Source organism: Bradyrhizobium cytisi (assembly GCF_008123515.1).
Lineage (GTDB): Bacteria > Pseudomonadota > Alphaproteobacteria > Rhizobiales > Xanthobacteraceae > Bradyrhizobium > Bradyrhizobium cytisi.
On the sequence record NZ_VSSR01000077.1, the window covers coordinates 21,311 to 41,089 of the forward strand.

23 protein-coding genes, 1 tRNA gene and 1 pseudogene are annotated in these 19,779 nt (G+C 63.4%); 13 read left to right on the plus strand and 12 right to left on the minus strand.

The features are described 5' to 3' along the window. Positions 1-117 precede the first annotated feature (117 nt). Positions 118-495, plus strand: a complete 378-nt coding sequence (locus tag FXB38_RS36635; RefSeq protein ID WP_148755796.1) for a tautomerase family protein — start codon at positions 118-120, stop codon at positions 493-495. Between the two features lie 109 nt (positions 496-604). Here FXB38_RS36635 and FXB38_RS36640 read toward each other — a convergent pair whose 3' ends face one another. From FXB38_RS36640 to FXB38_RS36655, 4 genes are all read right to left on the minus strand, one after another. Next, a complete protein-coding gene (locus FXB38_RS36640; RefSeq protein WP_187435402.1) occupies positions 605-1,477 on the minus strand; it encodes an urea carboxylase-associated family protein in 873 nt (290 codons plus the stop codon). A gap of 44 nt (positions 1,478-1,521) precedes the next feature. Continuing rightward, a complete protein-coding gene (locus tag FXB38_RS36645) occupies positions 1,522-2,451 on the minus strand; it encodes a CobW family GTP-binding protein (RefSeq protein WP_148755798.1) in 930 nt (309 codons plus the stop codon). A 3-nt stretch (positions 2,452-2,454) separates the two neighbouring features. Continuing rightward, complete coding sequence (locus tag FXB38_RS36650; RefSeq protein ID WP_148755799.1) at positions 2,455-3,945, minus strand: amidohydrolase family protein; 1,491 nt, start codon at positions 3,943-3,945, stop codon at positions 2,455-2,457. An 810-nt stretch (positions 3,946-4,755) separates the two neighbouring features. Continuing rightward, the gene (locus FXB38_RS36655; protein ID WP_148755800.1) at positions 4,756-5,715 is read right to left on the minus strand and encodes an AraC family transcriptional regulator; all 960 of its coding nucleotides are present in this window, start codon (positions 5,713-5,715) and stop codon (positions 4,756-4,758) included. 132 nt (positions 5,716-5,847) lie between these two features. Here FXB38_RS36655 and FXB38_RS36660 point away from each other — a divergent pair, with 132 nt between their 5' ends. From FXB38_RS36660 to FXB38_RS45170, 6 genes and pseudogenes are all read left to right on the plus strand, one after another. Next, positions 5,848-6,384 (plus strand): carboxymuconolactone decarboxylase family protein, encoded by a 537-nt coding sequence (locus tag FXB38_RS36660; RefSeq protein ID WP_148755801.1) that lies wholly within the window; start codon positions 5,848-5,850, stop codon positions 6,382-6,384. 42 nt (positions 6,385-6,426) lie between these two features. Then, on the plus strand, positions 6,427-6,924 hold the full coding sequence (locus FXB38_RS36665) for a YkgB family protein (protein ID WP_148755802.1): 498 nt from the start codon (positions 6,427-6,429) through the stop codon (positions 6,922-6,924). A 20-nt stretch (positions 6,925-6,944) separates the two neighbouring features. Continuing rightward, on the plus strand, positions 6,945-7,121 hold the full coding sequence (locus FXB38_RS36670) for a hypothetical protein (protein ID WP_210250982.1): 177 nt from the start codon (positions 6,945-6,947) through the stop codon (positions 7,119-7,121). A gap of 75 nt (positions 7,122-7,196) precedes the next feature. Continuing rightward, positions 7,197-7,907 carry a DUF7986 domain-containing protein gene (locus FXB38_RS36675; protein WP_488226229.1) on the plus strand — a complete coding sequence of 237 codons (711 nt, stop codon included), beginning with the start codon at positions 7,197-7,199 and terminating at the stop codon, positions 7,905-7,907. Between the two features lie 123 nt (positions 7,908-8,030). Further along, positions 8,031-8,109, plus strand: a pseudogene (locus FXB38_RS36680) (SEC-C metal-binding domain-containing protein); the annotation flags it as partial. Continuing rightward, complete coding sequence (locus FXB38_RS45170; RefSeq protein WP_187435404.1) at positions 8,082-8,606, plus strand: hypothetical protein; 525 nt, start codon at positions 8,082-8,084, stop codon at positions 8,604-8,606. The pseudogene FXB38_RS36680 and the gene FXB38_RS45170, both read left to right, overlap by 28 nt. Before the next feature lie 181 nt (positions 8,607-8,787). Here the strand turns inward: FXB38_RS45170 and FXB38_RS36685 are convergent, their stop codons facing one another. Both FXB38_RS36685 and FXB38_RS36690 read right to left on the minus strand, forming a co-directional pair. Beyond that, positions 8,788-9,321 carry a 2'-5' RNA ligase family protein gene (locus FXB38_RS36685; protein WP_148755804.1) on the minus strand — a complete coding sequence of 178 codons (534 nt, stop codon included), beginning with the start codon at positions 9,319-9,321 and terminating at the stop codon, positions 8,788-8,790. A gap of 46 nt (positions 9,322-9,367) precedes the next feature. Continuing rightward, positions 9,368-10,087 (minus strand): hypothetical protein, encoded by a 720-nt coding sequence (locus FXB38_RS36690; RefSeq protein WP_148755805.1) that lies wholly within the window; start codon positions 10,085-10,087, stop codon positions 9,368-9,370. 287 nt (positions 10,088-10,374) lie between these two features. Here FXB38_RS36690 and FXB38_RS36695 point away from each other — a divergent pair, with 287 nt between their 5' ends. The 3 genes from FXB38_RS36695 to FXB38_RS36705 all read left to right on the plus strand — a co-directional run bounded on the left by FXB38_RS36695 (position 10,375) and on the right by FXB38_RS36705 (position 12,740). Then, on the plus strand, positions 10,375-11,400 hold the full coding sequence (locus FXB38_RS36695; RefSeq protein WP_148755806.1) for an alpha/beta hydrolase: 1,026 nt from the start codon (positions 10,375-10,377) through the stop codon (positions 11,398-11,400). A 345-nt stretch (positions 11,401-11,745) separates the two neighbouring features. Further along, the gene (locus FXB38_RS36700; RefSeq protein ID WP_148755807.1) at positions 11,746-12,216 is read left to right on the plus strand and encodes an aminoacyl-tRNA deacylase; all 471 of its coding nucleotides are present in this window, start codon (positions 11,746-11,748) and stop codon (positions 12,214-12,216) included. A 104-nt stretch (positions 12,217-12,320) separates the two neighbouring features. Then, the gene (locus FXB38_RS36705) at positions 12,321-12,740 is read left to right on the plus strand and encodes a CBS domain-containing protein (RefSeq protein WP_148755808.1); all 420 of its coding nucleotides are present in this window, start codon (positions 12,321-12,323) and stop codon (positions 12,738-12,740) included. A 194-nt stretch (positions 12,741-12,934) separates the two neighbouring features. On the opposite strand, the gene FXB38_RS36710 is transcribed toward FXB38_RS36705, so the two are convergent. Together FXB38_RS36710 and FXB38_RS36715 are read right to left on the minus strand one after the other, a co-directional pair. Beyond that, positions 12,935-13,009, minus strand: a tRNA-Glu gene (locus tag FXB38_RS36710). A gap of 57 nt (positions 13,010-13,066) precedes the next feature. Continuing rightward, complete coding sequence (locus FXB38_RS36715; protein ID WP_148755809.1) at positions 13,067-13,411, minus strand: hypothetical protein; 345 nt, start codon at positions 13,409-13,411, stop codon at positions 13,067-13,069. On the opposite strand from FXB38_RS36715, the gene FXB38_RS36720 reads away from it, so the two are divergent. The 3 genes from FXB38_RS36720 to FXB38_RS36730 all read left to right on the plus strand — a co-directional run bounded on the left by FXB38_RS36720 (position 13,410) and on the right by FXB38_RS36730 (position 16,065). Then, a complete protein-coding gene (locus FXB38_RS36720; RefSeq protein WP_148755810.1) occupies positions 13,410-14,417 on the plus strand; it encodes an RluA family pseudouridine synthase in 1,008 nt (335 codons plus the stop codon). The two genes, FXB38_RS36715 and FXB38_RS36720, sit on opposite strands and share 2 nt — an antisense overlap. Before the next feature lie 219 nt (positions 14,418-14,636). Continuing rightward, entirely contained in the window at positions 14,637-15,536 is a 900-nt protein-coding gene (rpoH, locus tag FXB38_RS36725; protein ID WP_148755811.1) for an RNA polymerase sigma factor RpoH, read from the plus strand. A 187-nt stretch (positions 15,537-15,723) separates the two neighbouring features. Further along, positions 15,724-16,065 carry a hypothetical protein gene (locus tag FXB38_RS36730; RefSeq protein ID WP_148755812.1) on the plus strand — a complete coding sequence of 114 codons (342 nt, stop codon included), beginning with the start codon at positions 15,724-15,726 and terminating at the stop codon, positions 16,063-16,065. A 9-nt stretch (positions 16,066-16,074) separates the two neighbouring features. Here FXB38_RS36730 and FXB38_RS36735 read toward each other — a convergent pair whose 3' ends face one another. From FXB38_RS36735 to FXB38_RS36750, 4 genes are all read right to left on the minus strand, one after another. Continuing rightward, positions 16,075-16,695: a peptidoglycan recognition protein family protein gene (locus tag FXB38_RS36735; RefSeq protein WP_148755813.1), complete on the minus strand. Its 621-nt coding sequence runs from the start codon at positions 16,693-16,695 to the stop codon at positions 16,075-16,077. Between the two features lie 36 nt (positions 16,696-16,731). Continuing rightward, the gene (locus tag FXB38_RS36740) at positions 16,732-17,934 is read right to left on the minus strand and encodes a GGDEF domain-containing protein (protein ID WP_148755814.1); all 1,203 of its coding nucleotides are present in this window, start codon (positions 17,932-17,934) and stop codon (positions 16,732-16,734) included. 580 nt (positions 17,935-18,514) lie between these two features. Next, on the minus strand, positions 18,515-19,126 hold the full coding sequence (locus FXB38_RS36745; RefSeq protein ID WP_148755815.1) for a LysE family translocator: 612 nt from the start codon (positions 19,124-19,126) through the stop codon (positions 18,515-18,517). A gap of 89 nt (positions 19,127-19,215) precedes the next feature. Next, entirely contained in the window at positions 19,216-19,590 is a 375-nt protein-coding gene (locus tag FXB38_RS36750; protein WP_148755816.1) for a response regulator, read from the minus strand. Positions 19,591-19,779 lie beyond the last annotated feature (189 nt).

The following is a 19,779-nucleotide window of genomic DNA, read 5'->3' on the forward strand; positions in this document are numbered from 1 at the left end:
CTTTCTGGACATCGTGTCAAAAATAAATTGAGATTGATAGCCCGTCTCGTCAATGGGCCGAACGGCCGGCGCTTGCATGCGCCCGGTCGATTGGCTCGCATGCAAAGGGACCAGCTGATGCCTCTGCTTCACATCTCCATGCGCGCTGGTAAGCCCGAAGCCTACCGGCAGGCAATCCTGGACGGCCTCTATTGCGCGATGCGCGAGGCGCTGAACGTGCCTGAAGGTGACGAGTTCATGACCATCAGCGAGCTGTCGCCTGCAAACTTCCGTTGCGGCAACGCCTATGGCGTCAAGCGCAGCGACGACGCCGTGCTGATCCAGATCACCGTGTTCGCCTCGCGTACCCCCGAGCAGAAGAAGGCGCTGTACCGCCGGATCGCGGAACTGCTCGGCGACAACCCGGGCATCCGCCCCGAGGACATATTCGTCAACGTGCTCGATGCCCCCGCGGAGAACTGGTCTGTTGGGAACGGCGTCGCGCAATTCGCGTGAGGCCGCCGCGGCCTGTGACGCCCCCGAGCTCCGGGGCACATGTCCCCAAATCCCTGTCTTTGCGTGAAGTCGACGTAGTCGCAGCTTACTTTTCCCGTGATCAGACGGATCAGAGGCTCTTGTGCGTGGAAGACGCTCCGTGGCCGCGGTGATATCCACTTGGCGACGGCCAGCTCCAGGCCTTCAGTGTCGCTCGGTCCGGCTCAAAGATCTCGATCTTGAGCGGATGGCATGCCGCAGCGTCGCTGGAATGGGTTGCGCTACAGTCTCCACCGGGACAGGCCGACAACGCGCCGAGCAGATCGATCTCCGCGAAGAACTCGATGAAGTCGCCGGGACGGACGGGGCTTGCCTTCATGAAATATTGGTGCGTGTCCCTGGTGAAGCCGGTGCACATGAAGACGTTGAGCACATCGTGGACGTGGTGCTCGACCGCGCGCGGCTCCATCCTCAGCTCGGCGGCAAGCGCGCGGGACAGGTTGGAATGGCAGCAGAAATCATAGCTGCCGCCGTTGAGCATCAGATTGGTGTAGGGATCGCAGCGCGTGCCGATGACATCGTGAATGCCGGCGCCGTCCTCATCGAAACCATACCAGCCGAGCGTGTCGTGGCTGATGGTCGCCATCGGCCTAAGATAGGGCATGTTGCTCCAGAGCCGGTCGCCGGCACCGACATGCGTGCCATGAAGCGCCCGCGTCTTGCCGCTGAAGAAACGCTCGGAGAGAACGTCCGCGTTCCAGAGATTGAGGTCGCCGACCTGAGGGCCTTCGATGCTGACGATGCGGAAGAACTGGCCGCGCGCCACGCGAAATGTCCTGGCGTCGCGAGGCGGCACGGTGAGCTCGTGCGCCTTGACCATCGTGCTGCGCGCTTGCTCGAGCGCCGCCATGTCGGGCTGGGGCATTGTGCCCGCCGGATAGACGATCGTCGGTTTGGCGGCGCGGCGCGAAGCGGCGTCTGCGGGTGCGATTTTGGGCGACATGCAAGGCTCATCCCTGTGACTGCAATCCATCCTATCGCCTCACCTCAGCCGCTCGCAACGCACCCCTCCATGATTCCGTCGAGCTCGGCTTTCGATAGCACCCCGAGCTCGGCGATGAAGACGATTCGTGCGCGCGGCACGCCTGGTGTCGGCGCATCGCCCGGCGCCAGCGTCGCCCGGCCGCCGGCGAACTGAAACACCATCGGGCGTCCGGGCTGCTCGATCGTCTCGAACAGGCCTTTCGCGCGCGCGAGCTTCGGCGCCAGCTTGCCGATCGCCTGCTGCAAGCGCGGCAGCGAGAGCGGCCGGTCGGAGGTCCAGCTCAGCGTCTCGAAGCGTTCTTCTGCCGGCCGTTTCGGCCCCGGCTCGCGCCGTGCCGGCGCGCGCTCGGTGCTCGCGGGAAACAACAATGCTGCGGGAATTTCACCATGCCGCGCGTCGACCACCACGGCAGGTGAGCGTAGCGCGCGGATAGCATTGCGTATCCGCTCCCCCGCCTCCTCGTCCGCCAGATCGAGCTTGCTCAACGCCACGATATCGGCGACGCGCAACTGCGATCGCATCAGCGCGTCGTCCAGGGCGGCCGGCGGCGTCGCCGCGTCCATCACGCAGAGCACGGTTTCCAGCGGCGCCTCGCGCAGGATCACGGGGTCCAGCAGATTGCGCACGATGTCGGCGGGATCGGCGACGCCGCTGGTTTCGATCACGATGTACTCCGGCTTCGGATCACGCCGCAGCAGCGTCGAGAGCGTGCGCAACAAATCGCCTTCGAGCGAACAGCAGATGCAGCCATTGGCAAGGCTGACCACGCCGTCGCTCGCGCCCGCGATCAGCTCCGCATCGATGTTGATCGCGCCGAAATCATTGACGATTGCGGCGATGCGCCGTCCGTCCGCGTTTGCCAGCAGATGGTTGACGACCGTCGTCTTGCCTGCCCCCAGAAAGCCCGTGACCAGGAGAATGGGGACCGGCATGGCTCAGCTCTCGACGACGGGGCGGCGGACGGGCTTACCGGGCCGCGCGGTCACATCCAGAATGCCGTCGCTGATCAGCGGCTGGCCACTGACGACGAGATGCCGCACGCCTTCGGACGGACGGTTCATCGCCGTGAAGGTCGCGCGGTCCGAGAGCTTCTCATAGTCGAACACGACGATATCGGCATCGGCATCCTTCGTGAGCCTGCCCTTGGCCCGCATCGCCGGTGTGCTCGTCGACAGGATCTCTGCGGGGATCAGCGCGCATTTGCGCACGCCTTCGAGCAGCGACACGGCCTTGCGCTCGCGGACCCATTCGCGGATGAATTTTGTGAAGCAGCCGGCGGAGCGCGGATGCGAGGTGGCGTCACCGGGCAGCGGCCAGGCATCACCGGTGTAGGTCTTGCCGTCGGACGTAGTCCACGGCATCGCATCGGATGCGATCGCGCCGCCGGGATAGAGCACCGACATGTCGAGAAGGTCGCGATGATGCGCATTGTTCTCGGTATCGAGGATGTGCCAGAGCACCAGCGAGGACGGCTCCTCGGCTTGCGCCTTGAGCAGCTCCTCGCGGTCGTGGAAGCGATAGCCGTCGGTCACGCGCTGCACGGAGTCGTAGCCAGTGCCGTTGCGCTCGACGAACTCGGGATCGCTGAAGAAGGCCGCCGCCAGCACGGTCGAGCCGGTGCCGTAGGGGTAAGCCTCGACCGTGATCGGCAGGCCCTGGGCCTGCGCCTTCTCGATCAGCACGCGGCAGCGTTCGATGTCGGTCTTGCTGGACGAGTTGAAATGGCAGATGTGCATGTGCGCGCCGGTGGCGCCGGCATAGCCGATCAGGCGGATATAGGCCTCCGCCGCGCTTTCGGGGTCGATGCGCGACATGTAGGCGACGTGGGTGAAGGTCGGCACGTCCTGCTTGGCCGCGAGCTGGCACACCGCGGTCAGCTCCTGCACGCCGGCGCCCGGCGCGTAGGCGTTCAGGATGCCAATGCCGATACCACCCTCGTTCAGTCCGCGCGCGAGGCGTTCGAGGATGCCGGCGACCTCCGCATCGGTTGCGACGTTGTCCATCCAGCGGCGATCGCGCATGGCGTTGCCGAACGCTTCGAGCGAGCTCTCCGCGTTGGAGCCCGTCATCGCGCCGATGCGCGCAAACGCCCAGTTGGTGGCGGCGCCATAGTTCAGCACCCGGCCCTTCCGGGCCTGGCGCTCATACCAGGAGGCGACCGGCAGCACGCCGGCCTCGAGATCGAGCGTCGTCGTCACGCCGTCGAAGGCCTGCATGCGGTCGGCCGGGATCGACTGGCCATGGGCGTGCAAATCGATGAAGCCGGGCGCAACCACGAGCCCGGTCGCATCGATCACCCGCTCGGCGCCGCCGAGCGAGGAGCCGACGGCGGCGATCCTGCCGTCCACCACCGCCACGTCGCCGATGGCGTCCATTCCGCTCGCCGGATCCACCACCCGGCCGCCAGAGATCACCAAACCGCTCATATCGTCACTCCCGAAAGCAGAATGCCAGAACCTCCGAAGGCCCGGCAGCAGCTTCGGAGGCAGGTTCGGTCACATAGAGGCAGATTCTGGCAACAACGACCACCTCCGAGGATGCCGATGCATCATGCTTGCATGGGAGGTCCGGACGCGCGTTCTCGTCCTCGCGGCATGTTTTGCCCGAGCTATGCGCTCCTCTTCACACCCTCGTCCTGACGGAAAAGGGCGCAGGGAAGACCGGGCGCCGGCTGGCACCCATAAAACCCCCATGCGAAAATGATGCACACGCAATGCACAGGGGAGACACAGGGCAACCGAAACTCGGCCTGGTTGACGGCTTATGCGCGCTCTCCCCGGAGACGAATTCCTTTTGCCTCCGTCGCGATCGCGAAATTCACGACCATCGCGCCGGTTGACGCGATGACGCCTTCGCAAACGCTTGACCGTAGCGACGACGGCCAGGACCACGCGGTTTCGCCGTACGCAGGCATCCTGCTTCGCCAGGAGGCTTCGCAGGATACGGTCCTGCTCTGCCAACAACTCCGCAAGTATGGGCGCCGTTCGTCGACGCGGTTCGCGCCATGCTCACGAGGTTCATCTCGCCCTGCACGCTCGATTCCGCCTTGACGCCGCCCGCGTCCACCGCAACCCAGCCCGCGTTTCGTGACGACGTACGACCGCCCCTTTTGTGGACTGGGATGGCCGACACATACGACATTTCCGAATTTCGGTAAAGTGGAATATTTTTGATATAGCGGCTTGACAGCGGGTTTACTGTTTCGTCCGACTGCACGCTGGTGCGGCCGAACCGGATCAAGCTGCAGGCCTTTCGGGAGCCTCCCCGCTGAGTTCCCGGCTTTTGCGCCACTGAGCCGGCGTGATGCCCATGTGGCTCTTGAAGGCGCGCTGGAACGCCGCTTCGGATTGATACCCGACAGCTTCCGCCACGGCGCCCGTCGAAAGCGAAGATTTTTTCAGTTCGTTCGCGGCGAGCGCCATCCGGATATCGGTCAGGAGATCAGCGGCTGAGCGCCCGAGCTTCTCCTGGAATTGCCGCGCGAGCGTGGCTCGCGACATGCCGCACAGACGCGCCAGTTCGGGCAGCGACCATGCGCGCGCCGGCTCCTTGAACAGGGCGGCTACCGCCGGCGCGAGACGCGGATGACCGGCTAATGCGAGCAGACCGCGTGGCGCGTCGTCCGTCAGGCTGGCGAGCCGCAGCACCAGCGCGAACATCGCGCTCGACAGCGCGTTCAACATCGCACGTCCACCGAGGCGATCGCCTGCGGACTCGCTGCGCATCAAGGCGACGAGACCGGCGAGTTGCCCCGCCGTGTCTCTGTCGCCAGCGTCAGAGCCGGCATGCACGACGAGGCGCGGTGGCAGATAGCTACGTAGCAGGCGGTCATGCGGCGGCGCGATGGCAAAGTGTCCGCACAACAGATCGAGCCGTTCCTCCGAGCCGGGATTTTCGCTGATCGTGAAATTGAGAGATGCGCGATTGCGCGCCGGCAGCGGCACGGCCCCGCTGCCATCGTGCATGACGTGTCGGGGATTGCCCGGAAGCAGCAGGATGTCGCCGGGCTTAAGCTTGAGCGGCCGGCCCCCCGCCGGATCGTCCAGCATCGCCGAGCCGGCAAGCACGGCGTGATACGGAATTTCGTTCGGCTCGCCCGGCCCCTGGTCGATGCGCCACGGCGCGCCGTAGGCGCAGCGCAGGTCGAGCCGTCCGCGCACGGGCATCATCTCGAACAGCCGGCTCAGCCAATCCATGCGGTCTCCTAAGACCATCTCATCTCGAGACGTTTGAGCATATAATCGAGATTTATTGACATTCAAAGTATCAGTTCGCGACCCTATTGTCACTCCGCAATCGTTCACCAACCCGAACCAAGGAGTGGCACCATGTCCCGTCTTTCCGTTCCCCGTATCGACTCCGCAACCGGCGCGACCGCTGAAATCTATGCTCAGATCAAGAAGGCGATCGGTAGCGTGCCCAACACCTTTGCCGCGATCGGCGCCCATGGGCCGGACGCGCTCAAGGCCATCCTGCTTGCCGACAGCGTGCTCGCGTCGGGCACGCTCGCGAAGCGCGACCAGGAAACCATCAAGCTTGCCATCTCCGAGGTCGCCGGCTGCGACTACTGCGTCGCCGCGCACAGCCTGCTTGGAAAACTCGCGGGCCTGAAGCCCGACGAGTTGAAGAAGATCCGCGAGCGCCGGGCGACCGGCGATGACAAGCGCGATGCGCTGATCCGCTTCGTCCGCAAGCTCGCGCAATCCAGTGGCACTGTCAGCGACGCGGATTTCGCCGCGATCAAGGCTGCCGGCTACACCGACGCGCAACTCGTCGAGATCAGCCTTGCCTTCGCGACCACCGTCTTCACCAACGTGTTCAACCGCATCAACGACACCGAGATCGACTTTCCCGCGCTCGCCTGAAGCGACTGCGCCAGTCAGATCTTGAATGAAAGGATCACGACAATGACCGCGATAACCAGCAACATGCAAAATCCGTTTGTCCGCGCACTGCAAAAGTCCGGCCTGCTTGCGAAGGATCTCGACTACCACGTCGTTCGAGCGTCGATGGTGATCATGTTTCTCTTCTTCGGTTACCAGAAGTGGTTCCCGTATGAATTCGAGCGACTGGTCCCGTTCATCAGCAACGGGCCGCTAATCTGGTGGCTCTATCCCGTCTTCGGTCACGCGGGCGCCAGCTATTTCCTTGGCGCTTCGGAGTGGACGTTCGGGACGCTGTTGCTCGCCGGCTTCTGGAACACGCGGCTCGGCGCCCTCGGCTCGACCGGTACCTTCATCGCGACGGTCACGATCATTCCGTTCATGCCGGATGGCTGGGACGTCGCTGCGGGAGGATTCCCCGCGATGACCGGCAACGTCCCCTTCCTGATGAAGGACGTCGTCCTGCTGGCGGTATCGTTCTATCTGCTGAGGCGGGATGTGGTTCGGCTGATCCGGCAATAGGATTTGGGATCTATCATTCGGTGGCGGCGGTCCGTTCGCTCGGCGGGCCTGCCGTCACGGTAGACACTGCGCCGCGGCTCGACAAATTTTTCAAGACTGGCGCCGTGTTCCGGATGAACATTCAGACACGCTTCGATCTCGAAACCGCAGAAGACGCGCTCGCATGGCGAATCAAGAAGATCGCGGCTTACGGTTGATCGGGAGATTCTCACTCCGCGAATCGGTGAACAGCGCTTATCATGCGGAGCAATATTCCGCCTCCGGAGAGTTCCATGGCGTTGCTCCACACTCAACGGCAATTAACGCTACCCTGGGGCGGCGAATGTCGCTCGACACGCGATGATCTTCTCGCCCGGTATCTTCACCTGCGGGAAATCTCGAAACGCCTTCATGACGAGGTGCTCAAGTCGATATCTGATGACACGCTGCTGGATCGTGCACGTCGCCTGGAATTGGCGCAAGGGAGGACATTGGCTCTCGAAGACCCGGACGAGGTGTATTATATCTATGACTTGGCGATCTACACCGCACCGGCCGATCGTTCCCGCGCGATCGATCGCTATGCGAAATCGGCCAGGTTCGAAGCGCAGTCTGACGAGCGGCGAATGCTGGAGGCGATGCGCGCCTCGCAATTCGCGATACTCATGGTCGAGCGACGTCACGACACGGTAGGCCTGATCGCAACCGATATCCTTCGGAATTCCAAGGTATGGCTGATCGACGTCGGGCTCGAGCATTCGATGGACAGCGGACAATTATTCGCGACCCGGTTGCTCACCGTCGAGACGTTCTCGATGACAGCCGGCGTCAACGTGCCGTTCGAGATCGATATGCTCGAACCGATCTGCATGATGCTGCCGCGGCGCGTGGCCGACAGCAAGCTGAGCCAGGTCGCCGACGACAGACGTTTTGCGGAAGCCGTATACAAGGTGGGGTTGGCCGACGGCGTCATGGATCGCCTGGCCTACGTCGAGCCCGGCTGAGCTGGTTGATTCATTCAATGCCCTCTAGTCGAAGAACTCGCTAATCTGAGGCTCTCGGTTCACCCGGCGGAGCGACATTGCGGGGTCGCTCGGGCAGGATGTGTGAAGGCGTGCTCCATGGTCAATCCTCAGAGAAGTGTCGGACGAAACGACCCCTGCCCCTGCGGCAGCGGCATGAAATTCAAGAAGTGCTGCCTCAATTCACAACGCCTGGACGAGCCGTCGTCCGGATTGCAGCGAGCTGATCCGCAAGCGCGCGACGTTTCCCGAACAGCGATCGAGCAAGAGAAAGGCGCGACCTGGCGATATGATCCATTCGTGGAGCCACGCCCGGATCGGTGGCTTGCGCTGGAAGAAGAAGAGCGGGTCGATCTCGTATTGGCGTATCATCGACATGCTGGCATCCGCCTCCCGCGGGAGAAATTGCACGCTGTCATTCACGCCGTTGTCGAGAGCCAGATTGCGGATGCCGAGCTGCCGGTGCGAGGAACCGCGCAGCGATTGATGTCCGAAGGGCTCGATCGTCACGAAGCCATACATGCGATCGGCTCTGTGCTTGCCGGACATATCAACGATCTGATGCGCGGCATCAAATCGGACGGCAACGACCTGGACACCACGTCCGGCCACGATCCGAATGAGGCCTATTTCGCTGAGCTCGAAGCTTTGACCGCAGAAGGGTGGCGCCGGTCGGCCTGATCGGCGCGTCAACGCCTCGAAATGGCGCGCCCTCGAGGAATCGACTTCGGTCCCAACCTTCAGGGGACGAGGTGAACAACGTGCAGCTCCCCAGGTTCTCCGCGCAGTCAAAAGCTCCGGGCCAAGGCCCGGAGGTCGCGACGAGGGAAAAATTGTCGCCCGGTTGTGAGGCGACAACCAGCTACTGCGCCAATCTCCGCTCGGCGACGATCCGTACAGGCGGAAACGCAACGCAATCCACCACGTCGAACATCACTTCGATGCTGCGATCGAACGCCTGAGCAAAGGCAATCGCATCGTTGCGCCGTTCGTCGGCGATATGCATGCCGAGCGTGCAGTGCGGGGTCCATGTTCCCGGCCGGTAATGCGGACGGCAATGCGCCGGGTCGATTGCGGCGCTGATGGAGCTGTGGATGCGGGTTAGCGCCGCATTGGAGATCGGCTCCGCCCAGAGAACGAACGGCGAGCCTTCGAACCAACGAAGTCGTTTGAACTCGATGCGCAACTGCGCCTCGTCGGCGACAGCGGCCCGCATCGCGCCCCATGCGGTTTTCTCGTCGATCTCAGGCGCATCGTAGATCGCAAATGTAAGATGCGGCCGGTAGCCGAGCGCACGCATCGACGGCTCGGCTTCGAACGCAGCGACGTGATCCCACAGCCGCTCGATCTCCCTGGCTGAACCGTTGTCGGCTCGGATGTTGATCGCTAACGCCACCGGCTTACCCGACGGGCGAAGCGGGGACGCAGAGTGCTGCCGGCCATCAGCCGCCTCCGGGCGCGGGAGTTGGTCGGGCCGCATCCGCTGCGGCCTGGGGCTCGACCAGCAGCCCCTGTCGTTCGTAGCGGCGGCGGGTCTTGCTGAAGCGTACGACGACGGCATATCGGGTGCTCCTCGCCTTGGCGCGCCGCGTCAGCAGAGCCTCGCCCGCGGGAAGAAATTCGAGATCGTCGAGGCCAGCGCAGCGCAAGCATGCCGGGCCGGGAGTCTCCATCATCAGGAGATCGCCGGTGCCGCCGCACCGATGGCATGTCCAGTCCGCTTTCAACGGTTGAACAACGACCAGCTCCGGGGCACGACTCACCTTTTCCGCCAGGCGCTCGCGCTTCTTCTCGGAAAGTTCCGGCGACACCCAATGTGTGCGGTACGACTCCTCGAGAGCCGGATCACCGCTGCGGCTGAATCGGAGCGGTTGGCGACGCGGCGTACGCGCGACATATTCCGTCGGGTTTGCGAGCAGTCCCTGCGCGGTCGCCCAAGACCGGAACAGCCGCATGGCTTCCGAGACGCGCGCCGGATCGGTCGGGATAGCCTCCTCAAGGCAGTCGACCTGGCCACGGCGCCAACGCTCCGCCGCTCCAGGGTCAAGCCATCCGATCCCGACGAGAATATCGATGGCACTTGCAAAGTGCCGGGCGGCAAGCGAGGCCTCAGCCGACCTGACGACGCGATCAGCAAGGGGAACCTTATTCTTCCGGCTCATGGTGACTCAACCAAATCCGCTGCAAACCACGACCAGCCCGCCATTCCGGGAAAAACGAGCTACGAAAGCCCTGCCACACGCCATCTTGCCGGGATTCAAAGGCTGATGATCGGGAGTTTCAAGTGGAAATTTTCCGAGCCGCTCGTATCTCGGTCAGCCACTACGAAGGATCGGTTTCGAACCCATGCAACCCGCCGTGAAGCTGCTCCGCCGTCTTCTCGCCCCCATTGTCATTCAGTGAGCTAGGCGGGGTGGCGCTACGGTGGGCAAAGTTCCAAAGGTTCCGTGTGATCGTCCGACGTATTCTGCAACGCGACTCCTGTCATTCTATTTCGCGCCGCGCGCTCCTCGGCGGAATTTTGTCGGCGGGAAGTGCCCTCGCGCTCGGCGGATGCGCCGGCCTGAGTGCGGCCGGCGCGCGCTTCGACGCGTCGTCCCTCTCGGCTGACCCCACATTGCTTGTCACCACCACGCGCAAGCCCGTGAACGGCGGTCGCACGAAACCCTGGTTCGGGCCGGAGCGCGCCACGACCATGACAGTCGCGCGAGCGAAGCTGGTGGCGCCGGACGAGGGCCGTCTTTCTCTCGCGTCGGTTGGAATTGGCGATTGGCGCCTTGACCGGGTCGAACCGGTGTCGGCCGACGTTGGCGATCTCGTTGCGCAGGCCGGCGGAGGAGACGTGCTGATCTATGTGCACGGCTTCAAGCAGACATTCGAGACGGCGGTGCTCGATGGCGCCCATCTCTCCGATGGGATCAAGTTTCGCGGCCGGACCATGGTGTTCTCCTGGCCCTCCAAAGCAGGACTATTCGACTACGCCTACGACCGCGACAGCGCGATGTGGTCCCGCGACGATTTCGAACGCGTGCTCTCTGCGCTGGTGTCGGCGCCAGGCGGCGGCCGCGTGCACATCGTTGCGCACAGCATGGGAACCATGCTGACGCTCGAAAGCCTGCGTCAGCTCTATGCGCGATACGGCGACACAGTCACGGGCAAGATCGGCGCGGTCGTGTTTGCCGCGCCTGATATCGACATGGATGTGTTCTCGTCGGCGATCCAGCGCATCGGTCCGCTTGCCGGAAAGATTACCGTGATCGCCGCGACGAACGATCGCGCGCTGGCACTGTCGGGACAGATCGCAGGCGGAATGACCAGGGTCGGCGCCGCCGAGAAGGCCGCCATCGCGCGGCTCGGTGTGCGCGTGGTCGATGCCTCGCAGGAAGGCTGGGGCATCATCAACCACGATCTGTTTCTGTCCAATGCGGAAGTGCAGCGGGTGATCCGCCGCTCGATCGACGGCACGACCGCGTAAGAGAGCGCCTGGACGGCGAAAGCTCGTGGGCACGCTGGTTGCGGCTACAAGCGGAAAAACGGCCGGGTTTCGGAATGCCCGGTCTCGTACGCAAATGGCGCGCCGTTCAGAATAAAACTACGAACTCTTATGTAATTGAAATCGCTACATAACCTCGACGCAAACCCTGCATGCGATGCTCGCATGTGCTCAAAGGACAGCAGCCAGAGCCCGTCAACGAATTGCGGCTTGCCGATGAAAGACCTATGTTGGATTCATAGTCAGGCAGCCGCCCATCGCGTGGTGAGAGTCTGCTGGGATGACCCTCACGGTGGATGGTTTGCATTCCGCATCGGAGGTGATGTCATGGCCATTGCTCCCACGCTCCAGAAATACCTAGCCGCTGAAAACATCCAATACGAGGTGATACCGCACGAGCTCAGCATGACGTCCGCTCGGACGGCCGAGGCATGCCATATCTCGGGCGACCGCCTCGCCAAGGGCATCGTATTGCGGCGCGACGGCGGATACATGCTGGCCATCTTGCCCGCATCGCATCATCTCCGCCTGTCGGACTTGAGGACAAGTCTCGGCGACAATCTCCACATGGCCGATGAAACCGAGATCAATCGGCTGTTCAGCGACTGTGCACACGGTGCGGTTCCTGCCGTCGGCAAATGCTACGGATTGGATATCATCGTGGACGACAGCATCGAGGCACAGCCGGACATCTATATCGAAGCCGGCGATCACGAGACGCTGCTTCATATGGGTCATGCGCAGTTCGCGCGCCTGACGGCCAATGCGCCGCACGGGCGGTTCAGCGCGCACGATTGAGCATTTCGCACACTGCCTGTTACGGTCGTACAATTCGGAAGATGGGGTTGGGGGCGCCGCTGCATTGCTTCAATGCACCTGAAACCCACGAACGGAGGTTCGCCATGAAAGTCAAGGACGTGATGCACAAGGGTGTCGACTGGGTCAGCCCCAACACCCCAATCACCGAGCTCGCCAAGTTGATGCGGACGCATGACATCGGCTGCATTCCGATTGGCGAGGACGACAAGCTGGTCGGGATGGTGACCGACCGCGATATCGTCTGCAAAGGGCTCGCGAGCCACAGCTTCGACGCCGGCCGCGCGACGGCGCGCGACGTGATGACCGAGGGCATCCATTGCTGCCGGGAGGACGATGACCTCGCAAAGGCGATGCATCATATGGAGAAGCTACAGGTCCGCAGGCTGCCGGTGATCAACAAGAGCAAACGGATGGTCGGCATCATCAGTCTGGGTGACGTCGGCCATTCCGCGGCAGGTGATTTGCTGACCGAGACCGTCAGGAGCGTTTCGGCGCACCACTGAAATACGGCCAGGGCTCCGCTCGCGATCGCCGCTCGGTCAGGCGTCGAGCTGGGCCGGAGCTATGCCTTCAAGGAGCTATGCCTTCAACATGCAACCATCGCGCGGCACAAAGGCGCCGGCGCGAAGCGCTTTCCATTACGCCGGCTTGAACGCAAGGCGATGTGGGTGGACGTCGATCTGGAATATCGCGGATTTGGCGCTCCCTAGGGGAATTGAACCCCTGTTTCAGCCTTGAGAGGGCCGCGTCCTAACCGCTAGACGAAGGGAGCGTGAGGGCTAGCCAATAACCTCGAAATTTGTCCGCCGCAAGGACCCGAACGGGCCTTTTACGGCTCATTGGCAAATTTCAGCTTTCCGGCCGGCTTGAGCGTGTGGGCATCGAAGGTGCGGATCTCGATGACCCCACCGATATCCAGCGTGACCACGAGACGGTCGCCGGCGACCCCGGTGGAAACGATCTTGGCGCCCTTCGGCAGGGTGGCGGCGATGTCGCTCACGGGATCAGTCGCCCTTCCCTCCGACTTGAAAAGGCGGTAGCCCACCGCGATCAGGACGGCGCAGATGGCCAGCGCCGAGGTCAGCCCCGCGATCAGCATCATCCGCCGCACCCGTGCAAACAGCGCGGCCTGCTCAGGGGTCGGTTCGGGAACAGCGGTATCAGACGTCGTCATGGATAGCTCAGGCTCTGCGCAAAGGTTGGAGGTCACGGTCGAAGGCGACGAGGGCTCGGCCCGGCTCGACCGCGTGCTGGCGGCGCGCCTTCCCGACCTGTCGCGATCAAGGCTCAAAACCCTGATTCTGGCGGGTGCCGTGAGCTTGAAGGCCACCGCGGTCCGCGACCCCGCTTATCACGTCGCATCCGGCGATACGATCATAATCGACGTGCCGGAGGCGGCCCCACCGGAGCCCAAGGGCGAGGATATCGCCCTCGATATCGTGTTCGAGGACGACGACATCATCGTCATCAACAAGCCTAGGGGGTTGGTGGTGCACCCCGCGGCCGGGCACGAGACCGGCACTTTGGTGAACGCACTGATCGCCCATTGCGGCACCTCGCTGTCGGGGATCGGCGGAGTGCGCCGGCCCGGCATCGTGCACCGGCTCGACAAGGACACGACCGGACTGATGGTGATCGCCAAGAACGACCTGGCGCACGCCTCGCTAACCGCCCAATTCGCCGACCATGGCCGCACCGGGCCGATGCGGCGCGGCTACATGGCGTTCGCCTGGGGGCTGCCCGGCCGCCATCGCGGTACCGTCGACGCGCCAATTGACCGCCACCCGTATGCGCGGGAGAAGATGGCGGTGCGCCAGGGCGGCCGCGAGGCGGTGACGCATTGGGAGCTGCTCGAGAGTTTTACAGGGCGCGACGGCAAGCCGATCGCGGGGCTGCTGGCCTGCGAGCTCGAGACCGGACGTACTCACCAGATCCGCGTCCACCTCGCCCATATCGGCCACCCCCTGATGGGCGACGCGGTCTATGGCCCGCATTTCAAGACCAAGGCGAACCAGCTCGGACCGGAGTCGCAAGGCGCTTTGACGGCGCTTGGCCGTCAGGCCCTGCATGCTTATTTGCTGGTACTTAAGCACCCCCGGACCGGAGAACTTCTTCACTGGGAGGCCGGCCTGCCGGAGGATTTGCTTCTCCTGGAGCGCGCTTTGAAAGCGGCGCTATGACGCAGGGGTTTTGAGAAAACCATTACCTTACAAAAAGTTATAGCTGCCACACGGGGACGTGACGTCAGCAATCCTTCCCTTTTTGACCCCCGATAGGGTATATTGCGCCTGCGTTGGAAATGACCAACGTGGAACATCGCAGCTACGACCGGCTTTAACCAAGCGGTCGTCTGCCTGGCCCGCCGCTATCGGGGGCCTGAACCTCTGGAGGGCTTCACAATGGCCCGTACCGCTGCTTTGCCGGTCCTCAATGGAGAATCCGGCCTCTCTCGCTACCTCGCCGAGATCCGCAAGTTCCCGATGCTGGAACCCCAGCAGGAATACATGCTCGCCAAACGTTGGCGCGAGCATGACGATCGCGACGCGGCGCACCAACTCGTGACCAGCCATCTCCGGCTCGTCGCCAAGATCGCCATGGGCTATCGCGGCTACGGCTTGCCGATCTCCGAGGTCGTCTCGGAAGGCAACGTCGGCCTGATGCAGGCGGTCAAGCGCTTCGAGCCCGAGAAGGGCTTCCGTCTCGCCACCTATGCGATGTGGTGGATCAAGGCGTCGATTCAAGAGTACATCCTGCGTTCCTGGTCGCTCGTGAAGATGGGCACCACCGCGAACCAGAAGAAGCTGTTCTTCAACCTGCGCAAGGCGAAGAGCAAGATCAACGCGCTGGACGAAGGCGATCTCCGCCCCGACCAGGTGAAGATCATTGCCAAGCGCCTCGGCGTCACCGATCAGGACGTGATCGACATGAACCGCCGCCTCGGTGGCGACGCGTCGCTCAACGCTCCGATCCGCGACGACGGCGAAGCCGGCGAATGGCAGGACTGGCTGGTCGACAATACGCCCAACCAGGAAGCCATGCTGGCCGAGCACGAGGAGTATGATCACCGCCGTGACGCGCTGAACGGCGCCATGGGCGTGCTCAACCCGCGCGAACGCCGCATCTTCGAGGCCCGTCGCCTCGCCGATGAGCCGATGACGCTGGAAGACCTTGCCGCCGAGTTCGGCGTGTCGCGCGAGCGCGTCCGCCAGATCGAGGTCCGCGCCTTCGAGAAGGTGCAGTCCGCGGTCAAGGGCACGATCGCAAGGGCCGAACAGGCCGCGCTGGAAGCCGCGCACTAAGCGCAGGCTTCCGCGGCCCACGAATTGGCGGATCGAGACAAGACGAAAAGCCGGCGGCAACGCCGGCTTTTCTATTGTGTGTGAGCTGCAGCATGTTCGCGAGAGGCGCCGGCGGGGCATCTTGAACGCACGCGACGGGTCAGACGACCAATATGACCGGGCCACATCCAGAGAACGGGCACACATCGTGTCGATCATCCTGCAATCCACCGTCGGCGGCTTCTCCGCCCAGTTCATGCGCAAGCTGCCGCTGGTCGAACAGGCCATGCGCGACCACGAGCTCGATCCATCGGAATTCGTGATCTCCAAGGACTATGCCTCGACCGCGACGATCCCGATCATCGGGCCGTTCTTCTTTAACTACAGCGTGTATTTCGGCGAGGAGACATTCACCGTCACCGAGCCGAATGACATGGTGTTCCTCGACTACTTCCTCAAGCGCGTGCTGGCCGCAGACGGGCCGCCGGAATTGCCGGAGCAGCCGGGACTGATCCGGCGCTTGTTCGGCTGGATGACGCAGCCGGTGTAGTCTCGACCGTCACTCCCCCCACGTCCGCGCCAGCGTCGCGAGCCAGCAGCCTTCGCAATAGCGCGCGTCCTTGAAGTCGATCCAGTTGTGGGCATAGACGTGGTCGAGCGGGATGCCGTAACGCGCGCGCAGGACCTGGACCAGGATCTTCCAGGCAGCGACCTGCGCCGCCGTCGGACCGATCGTGACATCGGGATAATTGCCGGCGAACTCGACGCCGATCGAATTGTCGCGAACGACTTGATGATAGGTGGCCGTGTTATCGACGTACTTGTTGTCGTTGCGATTGGCGCCGTCGGTGTGGGTCGGCACCAGATTGTCCGCGACCGACCAGTATACCGTGCCGTCGGTCTCGACCCAGACCATCACGCCGCGCCGGGTGGGGTTCTTCGACTGCGCCTCGGCGCCGCCGTGCGCTGACCCGGCTGGCCCTTCGGTCTGGTGCACGATGATGTTGCGCCAGGCATGAGCATCACGGACATCGCCCCATGGCGCGAGCCAGACGATCTTCAGCCCGGGAATGTCGGGCGTGCCGGAGCTGCGCGCGAGCTTTGTGAGCTCGGCGTCCAGTGCGGCGGCGGGAGCGATCAGAAGAGCGGCGAGAATAGCCGCGACAAGGCGGGACAGCATATCGGGATCCAACAACGGACCCGAGCCTAGCAGGGTTCAAGCGAATTTGCGCGCGGCTTCGACCGGCTCGGGCGAGAGCGGCGGCGCCGGATCAAAGACCGCAAAGTCGTTCTTGCCGTTCTTCTTGGCGGCATAGAGGGCGTGGTCGGCATGGGCGATCAGCCGGTCCGGGAATTGGGCGATGCCGCGATCCCATTCCGCAACGCCGATCGAGATCGCGATCGGGATCTCGTTGCCGGAGCAGGCGGCGGCATCCTGGCGGCAGACCTCGAGCACGCGGCGGGCGATCAGCGCGCCTTCGCGCAAGGAGGAGGACGGCAGAACGACGCAGAACTCGTCGCCGCCGGTGCGGGCCAGCATGTCGCCAGGCCTCAAGCGCGTCTGCGCCATCAGGGTGAAGTGCTGGAGGCAGGCATCGCCCGCGGCATGGCCATGGGTATCGTTGATGGTCTTGAAGCCGTCGAGATCGATCACCAGCAGCGAGAACGGCTCGCCGCTGCGCTCCGAGCGGGCGCATTCTTCCGACAGCCGCTGCAACAGATGGCGGCGGTTGGCTACTCCCGTGAGATCGTCGAGCAGCGCGAGGTCGGCGACCTCGTTGCGCAAGCGGTCCATCGCCATCAGCAGGAAGCCGAAATTGAGCGTCATCGACAGGAACATGAGCCCCAGCACCATGACGGCATGGGACTGGCTGCCGGCGATCGACGAGAAGTCGCCCCCAAGCAGATTGCCGACCGTGCGCGCCACGAAGATCGCGATCATGGTGATGATCACGATGCCGGACAGCCGGGCCCCCGGGCTGGCGCGGCCTTCCGGCGGCGACAGCAGCAGATTGAGCGTCAGCAACAGCGGCAGTGCCTGACCGATCGTGTAGCAGAGCATGCGCAGCGGCATGTGGTCGAAGACGAACCTGAAGAACACGACGCCGCAGATGCTCAAGACACCGGTCGCGGCCGTGACGCGCCAGGACACCGGCCGATCGTAGAAGCGCTGGATGCCCATCGCGGCGAAGCAGGTCGCCGCGATGATGCCGACGCCCCCGATCAGAAGCGGCAGAGGAGACATCACGAACAGGCGGACCAGCGCCGTCGACGCCCCCGCCGCGCCGACGAAGGCCGATGCCATCCAGAACCGCGCGGCCTCAAATTTGGGATAGGAGCGGATCACGTAGGCCCAGATCAGGCCCAGCGCCAGGAAGTTGACGACGAACACCGTCCAGAGTGTCGGCACGTTCAGCATGACGCCCGCGATACGCGCAGCGTCCCGCCCCCTGTCTCTGGCAGAAGTTCGTCCATGACCCGTCCCCGTGTTCTTGCGGAGGATCATGCGCGGGTGCGCTTAACGGAACCTCACTGCGATCGTCGAAAGCGCGCCCTTGGTTTTGGATTCATGAACGCCGCGTCTCGATTATCAGATCGTTAGGTACGTCACCGGCGCATCGCGCGATCAGTCGATCGCGCTTCGCGAAGCGGATTCGCGGAGCAAAATCACCCAAAAATGCATCTGAGCTGTGGATAACGGGATGACACGGATGTGACAGCGCGAGGCAGCGCCCCGCGAATCTGCTGAGCTTGTCGTCGAGGATGTTGCGAGGCTGGCCCTCCGCCGAGCGTTCCTCGTGTCGCGTTTCACCATTAACCCTTAAGAGGATCCTATGGCTAAGAAAGCGAAGAAGGCGAAGAAGGCGACGAAGAAAAAGGCCAAGAAGGCGAAGAAGAAGTAACGCAGCTTCTTTTCATTTCGCCCGGGTGGAGCCTCGCTCCGCCCGGGCTCCGGGTGAGGCTGAAGGTAGCGGGCGCGAGGCCCGCTTTTTTATTGGCTACCGCTCGGCGAACGCGAGCTTGGCGCCCAACAGGGCAAAGCCAGCCGCAAAGGAGCGGCGCAGCCAGGCCATCACACCTGGACGGGAGATGACGCGCTCGCGCACCGACGCCGCGCAGAAGCCGTAGACGACGAACACCGCAAAGGTCATCGCCATGAAGGCGCCGCTCAATTCCAGCATCCGCGCCAGCACGGAAGCCTCATCCGCCGCAATGAATTGCGGCAGGAAGGCGAGGAAGAAGATCGAGAGCTTTGGGTTGAGGATGTTGATCAGGAAGCCGGTGACGATAACCTGGCCGCTGGAGCGCGCCTTGATCTCGCCGTCGACTGCCAGCGCACCGGTTTCGCGCAGCGCCTGCCAGGACATATAGAGCAGATAGGCCACGCCGCACCATTTCAGGGCGGCAAAGGCGAGCGCGCTGGTGTGCAGCAAGGCGGCGAGGCCAAGCATCGCCGCAATCATGTGCGGCACGATCCCCAGCGTGCAACCGAAGGCCGCCGCGACGCTGGCGCGCGAGCCGTGCGTGAGTGCGGCTGCCAGCGTGTAGAGCACGCCGGTGCCTGGCGAGGCGACAACGATGAGCGAGGTGAGCAGGAAGGACCAGGACATACCTCGTCCCTACCACCCCTGACGCTTGCCGAGAAGTCACGACCCGGTCAGCAGCGCCACCAGGCAGGAAGCCAAAGCGCGAATGCGTCTCAGTTCAGCTGGGCGATCTCGGCTTCGCGCAGGACGTCGAGCGGCGCCCATGGCTTGGCCCAGAACTTTGCGCCGTCAGGCAGGGGCTGCATCAGGGGGCGGCCCGAAGTGACGACGACGTCGAGCTTCGGATTGCGGTCCTTGGCGACGTGCGCGAGCTCAACGCCGTTCATACGGCCGGCGAGCTGCACGTCGGTCAGCATCAGGCAGAGCGCACCGGCACTCTTGTCAAGCACAAGCTCGGCCGCTTCCGCGCTTTCGCATTGGATGACCTGGTACCCGCTTTCTTCCAGCAGGAGACAGAGCATCTCCCGCTGCATGGCGTCGTCCTCAACGATCAATGCGGTCGCTTGATATGGCTGGGCCTGTGCCATTTGGCTGCTCCATGCTCGCATCCGCTCTAACTAACCTGGGTTAAGAACGCGAGAGGCGATATGGTTCGGTTCCATACTGAAAATATGTACATTGAAGTTGCATCTGGGATTGCAGCGCTTCCGCCCGGGGACGCGCCGACCGCGCCACAAGCTCGTCATTGCGAGCGGAGCGAAGATTCCATGGGGGGT

What these genes read in the sequence shown, in the direction of transcription:
- FXB38_RS36635 (WP_148755796.1), top strand. Translation starts at nt 118, where the DNA reads ATGCCTCTGCTTCACATCTCCATGCGCGCTGGTAAGCCCGAAGCCTAC.
- FXB38_RS36640 (WP_187435402.1), bottom strand. Translation starts at nt 1,477, where the DNA reads ATGTCGCCCAAAATCGCACCCGCAGACGCCGCTTCGCGCCGCGCCGCC.
- FXB38_RS36645 (WP_148755798.1), bottom strand. Translation starts at nt 2,451, where the DNA reads ATGCCGGTCCCCATTCTCCTGGTCACGGGCTTTCTGGGGGCAGGCAAG.
- FXB38_RS36650 (WP_148755799.1), bottom strand. Translation starts at nt 3,945, where the DNA reads ATGAGCGGTTTGGTGATCTCTGGCGGCCGGGTGGTGGATCCGGCGAGC.
- FXB38_RS36655 (WP_148755800.1), bottom strand. Translation starts at nt 5,715, where the DNA reads ATGGATTGGCTGAGCCGGCTGTTCGAGATGATGCCCGTGCGCGGACGG.
- FXB38_RS36660 (WP_148755801.1), top strand. Translation starts at nt 5,848, where the DNA reads ATGTCCCGTCTTTCCGTTCCCCGTATCGACTCCGCAACCGGCGCGACC.
- FXB38_RS36665 (WP_148755802.1), top strand. Translation starts at nt 6,427, where the DNA reads ATGACCGCGATAACCAGCAACATGCAAAATCCGTTTGTCCGCGCACTG.
- FXB38_RS36675 (WP_488226229.1), top strand. Translation starts at nt 7,197, where the DNA reads ATGGCGTTGCTCCACACTCAACGGCAATTAACGCTACCCTGGGGCGGC.
- FXB38_RS45170 (WP_187435404.1), top strand. Translation starts at nt 8,082, where the DNA reads ATGAAATTCAAGAAGTGCTGCCTCAATTCACAACGCCTGGACGAGCCG.
- FXB38_RS36690 (WP_148755805.1), bottom strand. Translation starts at nt 10,087, where the DNA reads ATGAGCCGGAAGAATAAGGTTCCCCTTGCTGATCGCGTCGTCAGGTCG.
- FXB38_RS36700 (WP_148755807.1), top strand. Translation starts at nt 11,746, where the DNA reads ATGGCCATTGCTCCCACGCTCCAGAAATACCTAGCCGCTGAAAACATC.
- FXB38_RS36705 (WP_148755808.1), top strand. Translation starts at nt 12,321, where the DNA reads ATGAAAGTCAAGGACGTGATGCACAAGGGTGTCGACTGGGTCAGCCCC.
- FXB38_RS36720 (WP_148755810.1), top strand. Translation starts at nt 13,410, where the DNA reads ATGGATAGCTCAGGCTCTGCGCAAAGGTTGGAGGTCACGGTCGAAGGC.
- FXB38_RS36715 (WP_148755809.1), bottom strand. Translation starts at nt 13,411, where the DNA reads ATGACGACGTCTGATACCGCTGTTCCCGAACCGACCCCTGAGCAGGCC.
- rpoH (WP_148755811.1), top strand. Translation starts at nt 14,637, where the DNA reads ATGGCCCGTACCGCTGCTTTGCCGGTCCTCAATGGAGAATCCGGCCTC.
- FXB38_RS36735 (WP_148755813.1), bottom strand. Translation starts at nt 16,695, where the DNA reads ATGCTGTCCCGCCTTGTCGCGGCTATTCTCGCCGCTCTTCTGATCGCT.
- FXB38_RS36740 (WP_148755814.1), bottom strand. Translation starts at nt 17,934, where the DNA reads ATGCTGAACGTGCCGACACTCTGGACGGTGTTCGTCGTCAACTTCCTG.
- FXB38_RS36745 (WP_148755815.1), bottom strand. Translation starts at nt 19,126, where the DNA reads ATGTCCTGGTCCTTCCTGCTCACCTCGCTCATCGTTGTCGCCTCGCCA.
- FXB38_RS36750 (WP_148755816.1), bottom strand. Translation starts at nt 19,590, where the DNA reads ATGGCACAGGCCCAGCCATATCAAGCGACCGCATTGATCGTTGAGGAC.